This is a genomic window from Bacillus sp. FJAT-25509 (genome assembly GCF_001420605.1).
GTDB lineage: Bacteria > Bacillota > Bacilli > Bacillales > Bacillaceae_G > Gottfriedia.
On record NZ_LJIZ01000021.1, the window covers coordinates 196,549 to 213,427 of the forward strand.

Consider the following 16,879-nt stretch of genomic DNA (forward strand, 5'->3'; position numbering starts at 1 on the left):
AATTCATGAATACTTTAAAAGCTAAAAAAATGATTGAGCAATTTTTACTAGAGGATATTGGAGAAGGGGATTTATCCTCAATTCATATTTTCCCAATGCATGAAAGAACAACGGGAAAAGTACTTGCAAAGGCAGATGGAGTAATAGCGGGTACTGAATTAATTGAAATAACTTATAAATTACTTCATGAAGATATTAAAGTAACACTTCACGTTAAAGATGGTGAATCTGTTGTGGCAGGGCAACTACTTGCAGAAGTAGAGGGACCAGTTCAAGTGTTATTATCAGGTGAAAGAGTTATGCTTAATCTTTTACAACGTATGAGTGGAATTGCAACACATACTTCAAAAGCAGTTGAAACACTAAGCGATGAGAAAATTAAACTAGTCGATACAAGAAAAACGATGCCAGGTTTACGTTTATTTGATAAATATGCAGTTACTTGTGGTGGTGGAGCGAACCATCGTTTCGGTTTATATGATGCAGTGATGCTTAAAGATAATCATATTGCTTACGCAGGTTCAATAAAAAATGCAGTTGAGTCATTACGAAATAAATTAGGTCATATGGTCAAAATTGAAGTCGAGACGGAAAACAAAGATCAAGTTCTTCAAGCTATTGAAGCTGGTGCAGATGTCATTATGTTTGATAATCGTACGCCAGATGAAATAAAAGAATTTGTTAAACTTGTTCCAGAAACGATCGTAACGGAAGCTTCTGGTGGAATTACTTTAGAAAATTTAGCAAGTTTTCAAAACTGTGGTGTAAATGTTATTTCTTTAGGCTGTTTAACACATTCAGCAAAAGCATTAGATATAAGCTTCTACTTGTAAAATAGTAGGGATTGGAGTGGGGACAATGAACGTTTTAGATATGATACAAAAAAATGAAGGATATCAAATTCCTGATGAGTACTATACATTATCAACTGAGGAAATGGAAAAAAGAGTAAAAGATATAAAAGAGAGATTAGGTGATGCTCTTTTCATTCCAGGTCATCATTATCAAAAGGAAGAAGTTGTAGTTTTCTCAGATTCGACAGGAGATTCTCTACAACTTGCTCAAGTTGCCGCTAATAATAAAAAAGCGAAATATATTGTATTCTGTGGTGTACATTTTATGGCAGAGACTGCAGATATTTTAACGGAAGATGAACAAATTGTTATTTTACCTGATATGAGAGCAGGCTGTTCAATGGCAGATATGGCAGATCATCATCAAACTGATCGTGCATGGGTAGAGTTACAGAAGCTTTTCGGAGACACAATTTTACCGTTAACATATGTTAATTCAACTGCTGCGATTAAAGCGTTTGTCGGTAGAAATGATGGTGCAACCGTAACATCATCTAATGCTAAAAAGGTAGTTTCTTGGGCTTTCACACAAAAAGAACGTATATTGTTCTTACCTGATCAACATTTAGGCAGAAACACAGCATTTGAATTAGGTGTACCTTTAGAGCATATGGCGATTTGGAATCCAATAACGGACACTTTAGAATATGAGGGAGACCTAAATAACATCAAAGTAATACTTTGGAAAGGTCACTGCTCTGTTCATGAGAATTTTACTGTGAAAAATATTGAGAATGTACGAAAAAATCATCCTGATATGAGGATTATTGTGCATCCAGAATGTTCTAGAGAAGTTGTAGCAGCAAGTGATGACAATGGATCTACAAAATATATTATTGACCAGATTGAAGCTGCTCCTGCAGGAAGTAAATGGGCAATTGGAACTGAGATGAATTTAGTTCAAAGAATTATTAAAAATCATCCTGATAAGGAAATCATTTCATTAAATCCATTTATGTGTCCATGCTTAACAATGAATCGTATCGATTTACCACACTTGTTATGGTCTTTAGAAAATATCGAAAAAGGTAATATCCAAAATATTATTACAGTTGATAAACAAACTGCAAAAGATGCAATTAAGGCATTAGATAAAATGCTTGAGCTTGCTTAAAAATAAAATAAAATATCATAAAAAATTTAAAATCATCTAGTTCAACTTGAGCTAGATGATTTTTTTATAGAAAAAACAAGAATAAAGTAAATACTTATACAAGCTTACTCGTCATAAATTAAAATACCTTCTATCATAAATATAAATATTCAGACATACATTGTTGTGAGGTACTAATGTACAATCCAACGTAGAGGCAATTGGTCAGGAGGGGAAAAGGTGAGAATTCACATAGTAATAAAGGGCGATACCCTTAAGAGCATTGCTCAAAAATATAATATCGACTATGAAGAGATAGTTAAATTAAATGCCCAACTAAGTAATCCAGATATGATCTATCCTGGCATGAAAATAAAAGTGCCAGAAAGGGGAGAAAAACCAGCCCCATTAGGTTCTAAAAAGGAGGTACAGCAACCTAAGCCAAGTGTTGCTTTGGAGGTAGAAGAAGGAAATGTTCAACCTGTAGCTCAGACACAACCTGCTGTCATGCCGAATACAAAGCCAGTTGATAATAATTTGAATATTAATGTAGAGGTTACACCGACAGTAAAACCTGTAATTCAGATACCTATTCCACCTGCGAAACCGACTGTATCACCTGCGACAAATAATGCGAATCAACAAGTATCTCCTGTTCAAACTGGAAAACCAAATGCGAACATACCGCAAGTTGTTTCGCCAGTGGCAGTTAAAAATCCGATAAATGATAATAAATCAAATGTGAACACCAAGGGAGGACAAAGCATGTCAGAGAAAAAGAACTACTTCCCAGGATCATTGGTTTCTCCATCAACACCAAATACGCAAGTATCTCCTGTGGAAACAGGGAAACCAAATCAACAAGTATCGCCAATAGCAACAGGCAAACCAAATCAACAAGTATCACCGGTAGCAACAGGAAAACCAAATGTGCAAGTATCACCAGTAGCAACAGGAAAACCAAATGTGCAAGTATCGCCAGTGGCAACAGGAAAACCAAAAGAGCAAGTATTACCTGTAGCAACAGGAAAACCGAATATGCAAGTATCACCAGTAGCAACAGGAAAACCGAATATGCAAGTATCACCAGTAGCAACAGGAAAGCCGAATATGCAAGTATCACCAGTAGCAACAGGAAAGCCGAATATGCAAGTATCACCAGTAGCAACAGGCAAACCAAATATGCAAGTATCGCCAGTGGCAACAGGCAAACCAAATATGCAAGTATCGCCAGTGGCAACAGGAAAGCCAAATGCGCAAGTATCACCAGTTGCAACTAATAAAGCTCAAACATTACCGGCGTATGTGGGACCAAATAATGCACCACAAACATTACCAGCGTATATGGGACCAAATGCACCACAAACACTTCCAGCATTTGCAGGACCGAATGTACCTCAAACACTACCAGCGTATGTAGGACCGAATCCAAACGCAGCCCAAACGCTACCAGCATATGTAGGACCGAATCCAAACGCAGCCCAAACGCTACCAGCATATGTAGGACCGAATCCAAACTTCCCGCAAACATTACCGGCATATATGGGACCGAACGGAAACTTCCCGCAAACATTACCAGCATATATGGGACCAAATGAAAACTTCCCAGCAACAATGCCAGCATATATGGGGCCAAACGCAAACTTCCCAGCAACAATGCCAGCATATATGGGACCAAACGCAAACTTCCCAGCAACAATGCCAGCATATATGGGACCAAATGAAAACTTCCCACAAACATTACCAGCATATATGGGACCAAACGCAAACTACCCATATTATCCACGAGGAGAAGGAGGGACATTACCAACTTTACCGAGTTTTGGAGCTATGCCGATGATGCCAGGAGTAACTGGAGAAGCACCAGTTCCGCCAACTGCGATGCCAACGCCATTACCAGCACCAGTGCCAACACCATTACCAGCGCCAATGCCAGGAAATAATATGCAAACACTACCAGCATATATGGGACCGAATCCAAATGTAGCACAAACTTTACCGGCATACATGGGACCGAACGGAAACTTCCCACAAACATTACCAGCATATATGGGACCAAATGAAAACTTCCCAGCAACAATGCCGGCATATATGGGACCAAATGAAAACTTCCCAGCAACAATGCCAGCATATATGGGACCAAACGCAAACTTCCCAGCAACAATGCCAGCATATATGGGACCAAATGAAAACTTCCCAGCAACAATGCCAGCATATATGGGACCAAACGCAAACTTCCCAGCAACAATGCCAGCATACATGGGACCAAATGAAAACTTCCCAGCAACAATGCCAGCATATATGGGACCAAACGCAAACTTCCCAGCAACAATGCCGGCATACATGGGACCAAACGCAAACTTCCCAGCAACAATGCCAGCATATATGGGACCAAATGAAAACTTCCCACAAACATTACCAGCCATGGACTATCCAAAGTTCCAAGGCGGTCCAGTTGTTTCACCATATGCTACTGGACCGACTCCAATGTATCGTGATTCATCTGAACCTTATTTTGATCCAAATTCGCAATTATTTACTCCTTATGCACAAAATCAGTCTTCCTACGGAGTACCATATTTTGAGGAAGATGAACAATAAAGAATTTTATTTAAAAAGGCGATTAATTACTAATCGTCTTTTTTTTATTTAGTTATTTTAATACAGGAATTAATTGGATTAGAAATTATTTCTCATGTAACAGCCTTTAAAGAGCACTTTTTTACTTAAAATGAGTTTCAAACCATCAATTAACAATTTAAAATCCACCTAAAAAGGTCAACCTAACTTTGTAATACATTTTAGTATTACAATTGGCTGTAATTAAAGGGAGGGTTTTATATTGAATAAAAAAGGTCTTATCGTTGCTACAGGTGTGCTAACAGCTTTAACATTATCTGCTTGTGGAACAAACAATAATGCCATGAATGACCATAAAAGAAATGTTGGTTATGAAAAAGTAAACTTCAATAAACCGACAAACCCTTATGCTGTTAATTATCGTTATGAAAACGTAAACTATCCTAATAACCAAGATTATTTCACAAAGAAAAATAATCACTACGGAAATGATCGTATAAATGAAGGTTTAAGTAGTGAATATTCTAATGATGGCGTAATCCATGACGGAACATATGGAAGAAATGTCAATTATACAAATAGAAACTACACGATGGATCAAGTTCGTTATAATAACGATTTAAACACAGCTCCTCTTGTACCATATACAAATATTAGTACAAACACTAATATGAATGCTGGTGAACGAAAGTTTGCGGACCAAATATCTAAACGAGTAGAAGAAATGTCAAATGTATCCAAAGCAAGCACGGTTGCTGTTGGTGATCAGGTTCTTATTGCAGTAGATCTGGTAAATAAAAATGTTGATGAAAGCGCATTTCGATCAAAAATCAAAGACGCTTTATCACCATACACGAGTGGTAAAAAAGTATATGTAACATTTGATGGAACAATTAGAAATAATTTAAATAACATGACAAATAATGTTCCAAATGCCACTAAAAATGTATTATACGATACAAAAGAAAATGTTAAACATATGTATCGTAATGTAAAAAATGATGTTAAGGATGCAACTAATCCAAACCGATAATAATCAATTTTTTACACTGAAAAGGAAGAAGCTCTTGCTTCTTCCTTTTTTAGAGCTTGTTTCTTTGTAATTTACATTTTTTTTAATTCGATGATTAAGATCCTTTTAGTTCTTAGAATAGTTTAACAATTCGTTTGATGAGGGTTAAACAATATGGTAAAGTGATTTTTATATTGACCAAAAGTTCGAAGTGGTCAATTGGTTAATAAGAGAATTTGAGGTGAGTTTTTTGAAAAAGCAAATTATTTTACAAGCTGCCACAAAGTCATTTACCATTTTTGGCTATAAAGCAACTACAATGAGTCAAATCGCAAAACAGGCAAATGTTGGAAAAGGAACGATCTATACTTTCTTCAAAAATAAAGAAGAATTATTTGATGAAATCATCAATAATTTGATTACTGAAATGAAATTTTTAGCAGAACAATCGATTCATGATGAAGATTCATTCATTGAAAAAGCTCATAAAGGAATTGAAGTATTTATTGTTTTTCATAATGAACATGAATTAACAATAAAGTTGCTTCAGGAACAACAAGAAATTGGAACGACTATAGTACATGACGCTTTAAAGCGATTGAATCAATCAATCATTCTATACATACAGAAAAAAATTGAAGAAGCAATAGTAAAGAAAGAAATTGTAGAATGTGATCCCGAAATAACTGCTTTGGTAATGTTTCGACTTTATACAACACTTAAAATCGATTGGGAGAAAGAGCACGAGGCGCTAAGTCCTAAAAAAATTACTGAGTTATTTAACTTTTATATCCTAAATGGTTTATCAAAAGGACAAGATCAGGGGATTAGGAGGAGAAAATTTTGATTTTTAAATTAGACAATAAAGATAAAAAAATGGCAAATTTAATTTTAAATGTACAGTTACCCGCATATAAGGTAGAAGCAAAGTTAATCAATTTTGAAGGAATACCACAATTAAAGGACAATGTCGAAAGCATTAGAGATTCCAAAGAAATTTTTATCGGTTATGTGATTGAGAATGAATTAAAAGGATTTTTGGCCTATACAGAAGACGATAACGAATTTCAAATATGTAGATTGGTAGTACATCCTAGTTGCTTTAAGCGGGGCATTGCAAGAAAATTAGTTAATTATTTTTTAAATGAAGTTGCCAAGAAGAAAAAAGTAATTGTTTCAACAGGATCAGATAACCTACCAGCCATTAACTTATATAAAACTTCTGGTTTTAAATTTCATAAGAAAATTGAAGTGGCACCTAATTTTTTTATATCTCTATTTGAAAATACATATGGTAATTAACCCCCTTTCCTAAAGACAACTCTTTAGGTTTTTTTGTTTAGAAGATTAATGGCCATTTACATATAAAAATTATAAATATGTTGGATAAAGATAAAAGGAATGGTCAAACTAAAAAAGCTTGTATGAATTTGTCTAAAGGAGTGGATGTTTGTGAAAAAGTTCATTTTAATATTTGTTTGTTTACTAGCTTTATTAATACCGGCACAAACTGAAACATTGGCAGCTCATAATGAACTTCAACATAGTTCTAACAAAAAGGGAATTACAATCATTTTACATAAAGTATATATAAACGGTGAAGTGATTGAGGAAATTTACATTAATCAACACAAAACGTTGGGTCAAGTAAAAAAAGAATTTAAGGGTTGGAAAGTCATAGAAGAAAATGATGACCAAATCGTACTAATGAAAAAAATTAATGATCTTTCACCTACTTTAAAGGCGAAAGGTTACTTCGGAATAAATTCAAATGGGGTTTTGAATTTATATATTGGAGTGCCAAGCGGTAATAATATTATCGAATCTTTTTTTCAAATAGATACGAATAAATTAGAAGTAAATAAACAAAAGCAACTTGAACAAGGGATTAAAATTTCGACGAAAGATCATTACGATTATCTATTACATTACTTAAAAGAGTATGAAAGAATCGTAAATTAAATTTCGGAATTTGACTGTGATCAATCGGACGTCTATCTAAAATGTCATATAAAAAAGAATCCACAAAGTAATTTATTTTCCTTGTGGATTTTTTGTATTTGGATGGTTCAAGTCATTTTTCTATCTTGAACTTCCAATTCCTCTATTCTTTCCCAATCACTTCGTAAAATTGAATAAACATAAGTATCATGCACAGTACTACCTTGTACTAAATACTGACGTAGTAGACCCTCATTGGTAAATCCTATTTTTTCAAGGAGTTTTTGGGAAGGTAGATTTTCCGGATAAACGATTGCTCCTATTCGATTTAGTTGAAGAATATTAAATCCATAAGATAATAATGCTTTTAAAGCTTCTGTCGCAAAACCTTTTCTCCAATAGTCAGGGTGTACCTCATAGCCAACTTCGGCCCTTTTGTTTCGTTCTTGGTAAGCAGTAAATCCACATGTTCCGATTAGTTTGTTTGTTTCATTATCAATCATTCCCCAACGGATGCCATTGCGCGCTTCATACATTTCTCTAAAATAATGAATTACGTCCAATACTTCACTACTATTTTTTAGTGCATCTAGTCCATAATATTTGGTGACATCTTCTCTTGATAAAATATTGAACATTCGATTAAGATCAGTGACTTTAATTTCTCTTAAATAAAGTCGCTCTGTAGTTAGAATTGGAAACATGTTCAAATCGAATGGCCTCCTTATGGATTTTCTTAAGTACCGATTTTTTAAAATTTCGCTAAATTTATTAGTCATTTTTATGTAAACTTTTTCGTTAAATCATATGTATAAAATTTTTATTTTCGACAGCCGACTATTTTTTTCCTTCTTCTTTCTATGGTACAATGGAATACATGTAAAAAGGGGAGAAAACCATGTACGAATACATAATTGGAAAGATAGAATGGGTTGGACCAGAATATATAGTAATTGATCATAATGGAATGGGTTATCAATTATTTACACCTAATCCATATGTTTTTAGACCTTCAAATGAAATCTTAAAAGTTTATACACATCATTATGTAAGAGAAGATGTTATGATGTTATATGGTTTTAAAACACTAGATGAACGTACTTTATTCCAAAAATTGTTAAGTGTGTCAGGAATCGGTCCTAAAGGTGCTTTGGCAATTGTTGCGACTGGAGAACCAAATCAGATAGTTCATGCGATCGAAGAAGAGGACGAGGTATTTTTAACAAAATTTCCTGGTGTTGGTAAAAAGACAGCAAGACAAATGATCCTTGATTTAAAAGGAAAACTTGAAAAAGTCTTTGGAGCAGTTCAAGTCGATTTATTTACTGACCTAGATGCTATTGAAGAGAAAGAAAGTGCAGCATCTTCATTAGATGATGCAATTGAAGCATTAAAAGCATTAGGCTATGCAGAAAAAGAAGTTAAAAAGATCGTACCGTTATTAAAGAATGAGAAGCTTTCAACGGATGAATATATTAAAAAAGCACTTCAATTACTATTGCAAGCTAAGAGGTGATGAAAATGGATGACCGAATTTTATCTGGTGAAAGTAGTGGCGAGGAATTTGATCAAGAGCTTTCACTAAGGCCTCAATCATTAAGGGAATATATAGGGCAAGATAAAGTCAAAAAGAATTTGCAAGTTTTTATTGAAGCTGCAAAGATGCGAAATGAGTCTTTAGATCATGTTCTATTATACGGTCCTCCTGGATTAGGTAAAACCACTTTAGCAGCGATTATTGCGAATGAACTAGGTGTTGGATTCAAAACGACTTCAGGACCAGCGATTGAGCGTCCTGGAGATTTAGCAGCTATTTTGACTTCACTTCAACCTGGTGATGTATTGTTTATCGATGAAATTCACCGATTGCCTCGAACAGTAGAAGAAGTACTTTATCCAGCAATGGAAGACTTTTTCTTTGACATCGTAATTGGAAAGGATGCAACTGCTAGGTCGGTAAGAATTGATTTGCCTCCATTTACATTAATAGGAGCAACAACAAGAGCAGGTCTCCTTTCCTCACCACTTAGAGATCGTTTTGGAGTATTAAATCGATTAGAATTCTATACTGTTGAACAACTTGCATTGATCGTGAAAAGAACAGCAGAGTTATTCGGAATGGAAATTGAAAATGACGCTGCTTCAGAAGTAGCTAGAAGATCTCGAGGTACCCCTCGAATTGCAAACCGTTTATTAAGAAGGGTAAGAGATTTTGCTCAAGTTCAAGGAAGTGGAATCATTACCTTTGAAATAGCTAAAGACTCTTTAATTCAAATGCAGGTAGATGAAGCAGGTCTAGACCATATCGATCATAAATTGTTACTAGCTATTATTGAGCGATTTAGAGGTGGTCCTGTTGGGGTTGATACGATTGCTGCTTCAATCGGGGAAGAGTCACAAACGATTGAAGATGTATATGAGCCATATTTACTTCAAATTGGCTTTCTTCAGCGGACTCCTAGGGGACGAATTGTTACTGATTTAACATACAAACATTTCGGGTTGCAGGTGCCGGAGCAATGATTGATTTGTCAAAAATTTTAATTACGTTAGGAATTATCTTACTAGTTGTTGGATTGTTTATTCGATTTGTTGGGAAACTTCCAGGCGATATTTTTATAAAAAAAGGAAATGTATCGTTTTACTTTCCGATTGTAACTTGTATTATCATAAGTATTTTATTATCACTTATATTTTCATTATTTGGGAGAAAATAAGTGAGTAGAAATAAATAGAGTTTGGAAAAGGGAATTGTGGATAATCTCCCTTTCTCCTTACTCCTGAAATTTATGAGGTGTATAGAAATGGATGTAAATTTATTTGATTTTGATTTACCTGAAGAGTTGATTGCTCAGACTCCTTTGTTGGACCGAGAAGCATCGAGACTAATGGTATTACATAAAGAGTCAGGAAATGTAGAGCATAAACAGTTTCCTGATGTGTTAGATTATCTACAAGAGGGCGATTGTTTAGTTTTAAATGAAACAAAAGTAATGCCTGCTAGATTATTTGGTGTGAAAGAAGATACAGGTGCTCAAATTGAAGTATTATTACTTCAACAAGAAGAGCAGGATGTATGGGAAACTTTAGTAAAGCCTGCTAAAAGAGTCAAAGAAGGCACAATCATTTTATTTGGAGATGGCAGATTAAAGGCAGAATGTGTAGGTTCTAGTGATCAAGGTGGAAGAAAATTAAAATTCCAATACGATGGGATTTTTTATGAGATCTTAGACCAACTAGGTGAAATGCCACTACCTCCATATATTAAAGAAAAGTTAGAAGATAAAGATCGTTACCAGACAGTATTTGCAAAAGAAATTGGTTCAGCGGCAGCGCCTACTGCAGGTTTACATTTTACAAAAGAACTTTTAGCTAAAGTTCAAGAAAAAGGTGTAAAGTTAGCATTTATTACATTGCATGTAGGTTTAGGTACATTTAGACCAGTAAGTGTAGAATCGATCGAAGAACATGATATGCACTCAGAATACTACTATATGTCTGATGAAACGGCTAAACTGTTAAATGAAACGAAAGCAAACGGTGGTAGAATCATTACTGTCGGAACAACTTCTACTCGTACAGTTGAAACGATTGCTACAGCTAATAATGGTAAGTTTGAAGGGTCTAGTGGTTGGACGTCTATCTTCATTTTCCCAGGATATAAATTTATGGGAATTGATGGGATGATTACGAACTTCCATTTACCAAAATCAACTCTAATTATGCTGATTAGCGCTTTAGCTGGAAGAGAACCAGTTTTATCTGCTTATAAAGAAGCAGTTGATCAAAGATATCGCTTTTTTAGCTTTGGCGATGCAATGTTAATACTTTAAGAATTGAAAGGAATCGAAAAATGACAGCAATTCGTTATGAACATATTAAAACTTGTAAGCAAACAGGTGCGAGATTAGGAATTGTCCATACTCCACATGGTTCATTTGAAACTCCAGCATTTATGCCTGTTGGAACTTTAGCCACTGTTAAAACAATGGCTCCTGAAGATTTAAAAGCAATGGGATCAGGTATTATTTTAAGTAATACTTACCATTTATGGTTAAGACCTGGTCATGAGATTATTAAAAAAGCTGGTGGCTTACATAAATTTATGAACTGGGATCGTGCAATTTTAACAGATTCAGGAGGATTCCAAGTATTTAGCTTGAGTCAATTCCGAAAAATCGAAGAAGAGGGCGTACATTTCAGAAATCACTTAAATGGCGATAAATTATTCCTTTCACCAGAAAAGGCGATGGAAATTCAAAATGCATTAGGTTCTGATATCATGATGGCGTTTGATGAATGTCCACCATACCCTGCTGAGTATGATTACATGAAACGTTCAGTTGAGAGAACAAGTAGATGGGCAGAGCGTTGTTTAAATTCTCACCAAAGACCAGAGGATCAAGGATTATTTGGAATTGTTCAAGGGGGAGAATACGAAGACCTTCGTAAACAATCTGCAAGAGACTTAGTTTCTTTAGATTTCCCAGGTTATGCAATTGGTGGATTATCAGTTGGAGAACCAAAGGATGTAATGAATAGAGTTTTAGAGTTTACGACACCTTTCCTACCAACGGATAAACCAAGATATTTAATGGGAGTGGGTTCTCCTGACTCATTAATTGATGGCGCAATTCGAGGAGTGGATATGTTTGACTGTGTACTTCCAACGCGTATCGCTCGTAATGGTACATGTATGACTAGCGAAGGACGATTAGTTATAAAGAATGCAAAATATGCAGAGGACTATTCTCCGCTTGATCCTAATTGTGATTGTTATGCATGTAAAAACTATACAAGAGCATATATCCGTCATTTAATCCGATGCGAAGAGACGTTTGGAATGCGTTTGACTACTTACCATAACTTACATTTTCTGTTACAATTAATGGAACAAGTTCGCCAAGCAATCCGCGAAGACCGTTTAGGTGATTTCCGAGAAGAGTTTTTTGAACAATACGGTTTTAATAAGCCGAACGCTAGGAACTTCTAAAATTTACATATTGAAAGGAAGATTAAGATGGGTAATGGTTTAATGGGGATTTTACCTCTAATATTAATGTTCATAGTTTTCTACTTCTTACTAATTCGTCCACAACAAAAGCGTCAAAAGCAAACAGCTTCTATGCAAGCTGGAATTAGCAAAGGCGATATGGTTGTAACAATCGGTGGATTACACGGATTAGTTGATGCTGTTAACGAAGAAAATAATACAATTACATTAAAAACTGCTGATGGATCACGTATGGTATTTGAAAAAAACGCAATTCGTGAAACAAGAAATCAAGCTTAATTTTACTTAATTGTAGCGTAAGAAACGCTAGTTCCTTTTGGGAACTAGCGTTTTGTTTATTCTGTAAGAAATTTAAATTAAGTCTAAAGTGATTTAGATATAACTCAAAAAACTTTATTGATTATAAGATTTATTACTTGCCGCATTCACTCCAAAAATTGACCCTAACATACAAACACCTAAGAAAATACCGTGATACATTATTTGTTCCTGTGAAAAAGTTCGATCATAGCCAAGAAACTGTACAAAAAATACAAAAATAGAATACGCTCCACTTGTTAATAATCCAAGAATCCAACCTTTTTCTTTCCCTTTCGCTCCTGTAACAAAACCACCAATTAACATAACGATAAATGATAGGATAAGAGTAGTTGTTGTGACACTTGCTTCTGTAAGTGAAGTTAGTTTAAGTAATAATGATAAAATCAAACTAATTGACAATACTAATAAAAGAATAGTTAAAAAGCCAAAAGAGACAGCTACAGCTGTTTTTTTCATTCATATTCCCCCTTGTACACTCTTTTAATACAAGCATATTCATGAGATGAATTTTTAGAATACTTATAGGGCAATTACAAATAGTAAAATTATGAACAAAATTCTACTATTATTTTCTTTATGGGAAATTAGTAGGGTTTGGATTCATATTTACAGGTGTCAGTGCTAGCTTAAGATCAATTTTTTTGAAAATCAACAAGTTTTGGATGTGAGGGTAAGTAAAATGGAATTAGGTTCTATGACGATTCGTACCATTTTAATCTATTTAATTATTGCATTTTTCTTTCGGATAATGGGTAAGAGAGAAATAGGTGAGTTAAGTTTATTAGATCTAGTCGTTTATATTTTATTAACTGAAATAGCAGCAATCGGGATCGAAAACCATAATGATCCGATCGTAAAAGTAATCTATCCAATGTTTTTAATTGTAGTTATCCAAATAATTTTTTCTTTAATTTCGCTAAAAAGTGTTAAGTTTAGAAAAATATTAGATGGACATCCTGTATTAATCATTAGTAAAGGTAAAGTTTTAGAGAAAGAGATGAAAAAACAAAGATACACATTTGACGACCTATTACTCCAACTAAGAGAAAAGGATATTGGAGATGTACGGGATGTTGACTATGCATTACTAGAACCTACAGGGAAATTATCAATATTTAAAAAGGAAATAAACGGTGATATAAATTATAGCTCACTCACATTTCCACTAATATTAGATGGCATCGTACAAGAAGATAATTTAAATCAGTATCATAAAGATAAACAGTGGTTATTAGAAGAGTTAAAAAAACATGGATATGATGAATTCAAACAAGTATCTTATTGTAGCTTACGAGGAGGAGAAATATTTTTTGATAAGAAAGACGAATAATTTAGGATTTAGAAATATCAGTATCCTGCAGTGGAAATTAACTAACATATACATAAAAGAAAATTAATAAACCACAAAGAACATTTAATTACTTTGTGGCTTCAGAGTTTTGAAATATAAAACGGTCAGTAACAAGACGTACATTAAGTGAACATTTTAATGATTAAATTATCAATTTTGGTGAGAAATTAATGATTTTAAATGTTAATATGTTTGAGCAGTTTTATAGATCAATGAACTCTAGTAATTGATTATTATTGATTAGTTAAAAATATATAAGGGCTGACTTATAGAAAAACAATTTCAAATGATTATTATAATACGTTGGTGTTCGATCTTAATTGACCTACATATTGATTAACAAACTTTTATGCTACCCTTAGTAAAGGATTTTAAATTAGATTTTTTAGTGTGAACTTTTTTTGATGAAAAAGTTGATTGGAGCGGATGTTGCTCGACTCCTATGGGATTAGCGGGAAGGCTGAGACCCCGCTAAAGAATCTCGCCCCATGGAAAGCGAGCATCCTGTAGTGGAAATCAACATCAATCAACTCCTTTACGAAAATTTGATAACTAGTTTACAAAAGTGTTTTTCAACAGAGTGAAACCACAAAGTACATTAATTACTTTGTGGTTTTGTTATGATCTATTCTATTGTCCATTATCTTGTAATTAACTTTTTAAAGAATGGGATTCGAATGATCTCATCTTTCTTAACTAGATTAAATAATAGAATTAATAAGATATACATTAAAGTGACAACCGAAATACTTGCTAAGGTTTGTACTAATAATGAGGATGAAAAAACTACGTATTCTTTGATGAATTTTCCGACATAAATACAAATTCCTAAAATGACTAGACAATAAACATAATCCTTAACGAAAATTGAAAAGTTGATGGCTTTTAATACAGTGAAATAGTGAAGTACCGTTATTGTTACAATACTAATATTCATAGCTAACGCAACACCGTTAATACCAAACTTTGGATTTGTAGCTAGTAATAAAATACTAGCAATTTTAACGACCGAACCGACAAAGCTATTAATCATGGCTGAATTTGCAAGATTAAGTGCCTGCAATACAGCTTGTAGTGGTCCTTGGAAATAGTAAAAAATAAAGCAAGGTGCTAAAAGTAATATAAAATTTGTAGCTTGGTCACTTTTGTACATTAGTGTTAAAATCGGTGAGGCAAAGACGTATAAAATAACAACAGACCAACCACCCGCAATCATTGAGTAGCGTAGTGCTTGCTGCAATCTTCTTTCAACAGTTACACGATCTTTTTTGGCCATTGCTTCACTAATCGCTGGCACAAGTGCTGTAGATAGTGCATAAGTAATAAACGCTGGTAAAAGTAATAGAGGTAAAGCATATCCTGCAAGCAATCCATATTGTTTAGTTGCAACAGCTGCGGTTACCCCTGCAATCGCTAAACTTTGTGAGACAACTATTGGTTCTAAAAACATTGATATTGAACCAATTAAACGACTTCCAGTTGTTGGTAGAGCAATACTTAATAGGTCGCTAAGAGTTTTTCTTCCATCTTTAATATTGTTCTTAAATCCAGAAATGAACTTTGCATTTTTTTCTTTCTTAAAAACATAAAGCATATAAATTAAAGAAGCTAATTCCCCTAATACAGAAGAGATAATGGCGCCACTAGCGGCAAATTCAACTCCATATGGTAAAAAAGTTTTAGTACAAACTGCAACTAGTACTATACGAACAACTTGTTCAATAACTTGGGAAAAGGAAGAAGGTCGCATATTCTGAACGCCTTGAAAATATCCACGTAATACTGATGAAATAGCAATAATTGGAACAACTGGTGCGATGGCAATTAGTGGGTACATAGTCCTTTCGTCCGTTAATAAGTTTTTAGCAATATAAGGGGATAAAAATATCATTGCTGTTGTAAAAATAATACTTAATATGCCAGTTATTGACATTGATACAGCTAAAATCTTTTTTATCCGATCTTGTCTATTTTGAGCAACTGCTTCTGCAATTAATTTTGAGATGGCAATTGGTAAGCCGAGCTGTGTAAGCGTCATGACCAAAAATAGTGTCGGGACTGCCATCATAAATAATCCTACGCCTTCTTCACCCATTATTCTTGCTACAACAATACGATTAAAAAACCCTAAAATTCTTGTGATGAGCCCTGCAATAAGTAAAAAAAACGTTCCTCTTAAAAACGTTTGCTTTGTCATTACTTTTACCACCTTCTCAAACAGCCTAGAATGATTTACAATTATATATATGCTATAAATGTAGGCAAGCATGACAAGTTAGTTCAACATCTAGGAAATGAATATGAAGGTCTAAAATCATTTTTCTAAAAATACAGAAAATTAGGGGGGAAGAGTATGTCGACTTTTCATCAACAAGCTGCAGAATTTAAACCTAAGCTACAGGTAGTAATTGAAAGTAAACTGGATGAATTTAGAATGCTTGGATTCGATACTGTCAGTGAGGATGGCTTATGGGAATGCCTCGAAAGAACCATATGGCGAAAGAAAGAGGACGAACCAAAGCTTTTTCAACTAGTAGAAGACATACTCTCATTAACTGTAAACGATTATATGAATTATATTCGAATCGAAGCATTTAAATCACCTACTTGGCAGTTTGGGGAGTCAGTTTAACCATTAATTGACAATAAAAAAATTGCATTTGTATAATATAAGAATGAAAACATACCATTTTCGTACTAGAACTTGAACTAG

Annotated in this window: 18 protein-coding genes; 15 read left to right on the forward strand and 3 right to left on the reverse strand. The window is 34.2% G+C overall.

The features are described 5' to 3' along the window. The first annotated feature begins 5 nt into the window (after window positions 1-5). From nadC to AN960_RS14070, 7 genes are all read left to right on the forward strand, one after another. Window positions 6-833, forward strand: coding sequence for a carboxylating nicotinate-nucleotide diphosphorylase (gene nadC, locus AN960_RS14040; protein ID WP_056472595.1), 828 nt, complete (start codon window positions 6-8; stop codon window positions 831-833). A 40-nt stretch (window positions 834-873) separates the two neighbouring features. Next, window positions 874-1,968 carry a quinolinate synthase NadA gene (nadA, locus tag AN960_RS14045; protein ID WP_502686145.1) on the forward strand — a complete coding sequence of 365 codons (1,095 nt, stop codon included), beginning with the start codon at window positions 874-876 and terminating at the stop codon, window positions 1,966-1,968. A 219-nt stretch (window positions 1,969-2,187) separates the two neighbouring features. After that, a complete protein-coding gene (locus AN960_RS24910; RefSeq protein ID WP_056472598.1) occupies window positions 2,188-4,548 on the forward strand; it encodes a LysM peptidoglycan-binding domain-containing protein in 2,361 nt (786 codons plus the stop codon). Between the two features lie 241 nt (window positions 4,549-4,789). Beyond that, window positions 4,790-5,560: a YhcN/YlaJ family sporulation lipoprotein gene (locus AN960_RS14055; RefSeq protein ID WP_056472600.1), complete on the forward strand. Its 771-nt coding sequence runs from the start codon at window positions 4,790-4,792 to the stop codon at window positions 5,558-5,560. A gap of 220 nt (window positions 5,561-5,780) precedes the next feature. Further along, window positions 5,781-6,386 (forward strand): TetR/AcrR family transcriptional regulator, encoded by a 606-nt coding sequence (locus tag AN960_RS14060; RefSeq protein ID WP_056472602.1) that lies wholly within the window; start codon window positions 5,781-5,783, stop codon window positions 6,384-6,386. After that, window positions 6,383-6,841, forward strand: coding sequence for a GNAT family N-acetyltransferase (locus tag AN960_RS14065; protein ID WP_286131711.1), 459 nt, complete (start codon window positions 6,383-6,385; stop codon window positions 6,839-6,841). The genes AN960_RS14060 and AN960_RS14065 overlap by 4 nt, the downstream gene beginning before the upstream one ends. Window positions 6,842-6,991: 150 nt before the next feature. Continuing rightward, window positions 6,992-7,501 (forward strand): BofC C-terminal domain-containing protein, encoded by a 510-nt coding sequence (locus tag AN960_RS14070; protein WP_056472605.1) that lies wholly within the window; start codon window positions 6,992-6,994, stop codon window positions 7,499-7,501. Window positions 7,502-7,608: 107 nt separating this feature from the next. Here AN960_RS14070 and AN960_RS14075 read toward each other — a convergent pair whose 3' ends face one another. Next, the gene (locus AN960_RS14075) at window positions 7,609-8,184 is read right to left on the reverse strand and encodes a GNAT family N-acetyltransferase (RefSeq protein WP_056473104.1); all 576 of its coding nucleotides are present in this window, start codon (window positions 8,182-8,184) and stop codon (window positions 7,609-7,611) included. A 194-nt stretch (window positions 8,185-8,378) separates the two neighbouring features. Between AN960_RS14075 and ruvA the strand changes: the two genes are divergently transcribed. The 6 genes from ruvA to yajC all read left to right on the forward strand — a co-directional run bounded on the left by ruvA (window position 8,379) and on the right by yajC (window position 12,773). Continuing rightward, complete coding sequence (gene ruvA, locus AN960_RS14080; protein ID WP_056472609.1) at window positions 8,379-8,996, forward strand: Holliday junction branch migration protein RuvA; 618 nt, start codon at window positions 8,379-8,381, stop codon at window positions 8,994-8,996. Between the two features lie 5 nt (window positions 8,997-9,001). Next, entirely contained in the window at window positions 9,002-10,003 is a 1,002-nt protein-coding gene (gene ruvB / locus AN960_RS14085; RefSeq protein ID WP_056472613.1) for a Holliday junction branch migration DNA helicase RuvB, read from the forward strand. After that, window positions 10,000-10,197: a DUF2905 domain-containing protein gene (locus AN960_RS14090; protein WP_056472616.1), complete on the forward strand. Its 198-nt coding sequence runs from the start codon at window positions 10,000-10,002 to the stop codon at window positions 10,195-10,197. The genes ruvB and AN960_RS14090 overlap by 4 nt, the downstream gene beginning before the upstream one ends. Window positions 10,198-10,284: 87 nt before the next feature. After that, on the forward strand, window positions 10,285-11,313 hold the full coding sequence (gene queA / locus AN960_RS14095; protein WP_056472619.1) for a tRNA preQ1(34) S-adenosylmethionine ribosyltransferase-isomerase QueA: 1,029 nt from the start codon (window positions 10,285-10,287) through the stop codon (window positions 11,311-11,313). A gap of 20 nt (window positions 11,314-11,333) precedes the next feature. Further along, window positions 11,334-12,473 (forward strand): tRNA guanosine(34) transglycosylase Tgt, encoded by a 1,140-nt coding sequence (gene tgt, locus AN960_RS14100; protein ID WP_056472622.1) that lies wholly within the window; start codon window positions 11,334-11,336, stop codon window positions 12,471-12,473. Window positions 12,474-12,500: 27 nt separating this feature from the next. Further along, window positions 12,501-12,773 (forward strand): preprotein translocase subunit YajC, encoded by a 273-nt coding sequence (yajC, locus tag AN960_RS14105; RefSeq protein WP_286131712.1) that lies wholly within the window; start codon window positions 12,501-12,503, stop codon window positions 12,771-12,773. A gap of 114 nt (window positions 12,774-12,887) precedes the next feature. Here yajC and AN960_RS14110 read toward each other — a convergent pair whose 3' ends face one another. Further along, a complete protein-coding gene (locus AN960_RS14110; RefSeq protein ID WP_056472625.1) occupies window positions 12,888-13,271 on the reverse strand; it encodes a TIGR04086 family membrane protein in 384 nt (127 codons plus the stop codon). Window positions 13,272-13,494: 223 nt separating this feature from the next. On the opposite strand from AN960_RS14110, the gene AN960_RS14115 reads away from it, so the two are divergent. Further along, on the forward strand, window positions 13,495-14,145 hold the full coding sequence (locus AN960_RS14115; protein WP_056472628.1) for a DUF421 domain-containing protein: 651 nt from the start codon (window positions 13,495-13,497) through the stop codon (window positions 14,143-14,145). Window positions 14,146-14,806: 661 nt separating this feature from the next. Here the strand turns inward: AN960_RS14115 and spoVB are convergent. Further along, window positions 14,807-16,363, reverse strand: coding sequence for a stage V sporulation protein B (spoVB, locus tag AN960_RS14120; protein WP_056472631.1), 1,557 nt, complete (start codon window positions 16,361-16,363; stop codon window positions 14,807-14,809). Between the two features lie 156 nt (window positions 16,364-16,519). On the opposite strand from spoVB, the gene AN960_RS14125 reads away from it, so the two are divergent. Beyond that, a complete protein-coding gene (locus AN960_RS14125; RefSeq protein ID WP_056472635.1) occupies window positions 16,520-16,798 on the forward strand; it encodes a post-transcriptional regulator in 279 nt (92 codons plus the stop codon). Window positions 16,799-16,879: the final 81 nt, after the last annotated feature.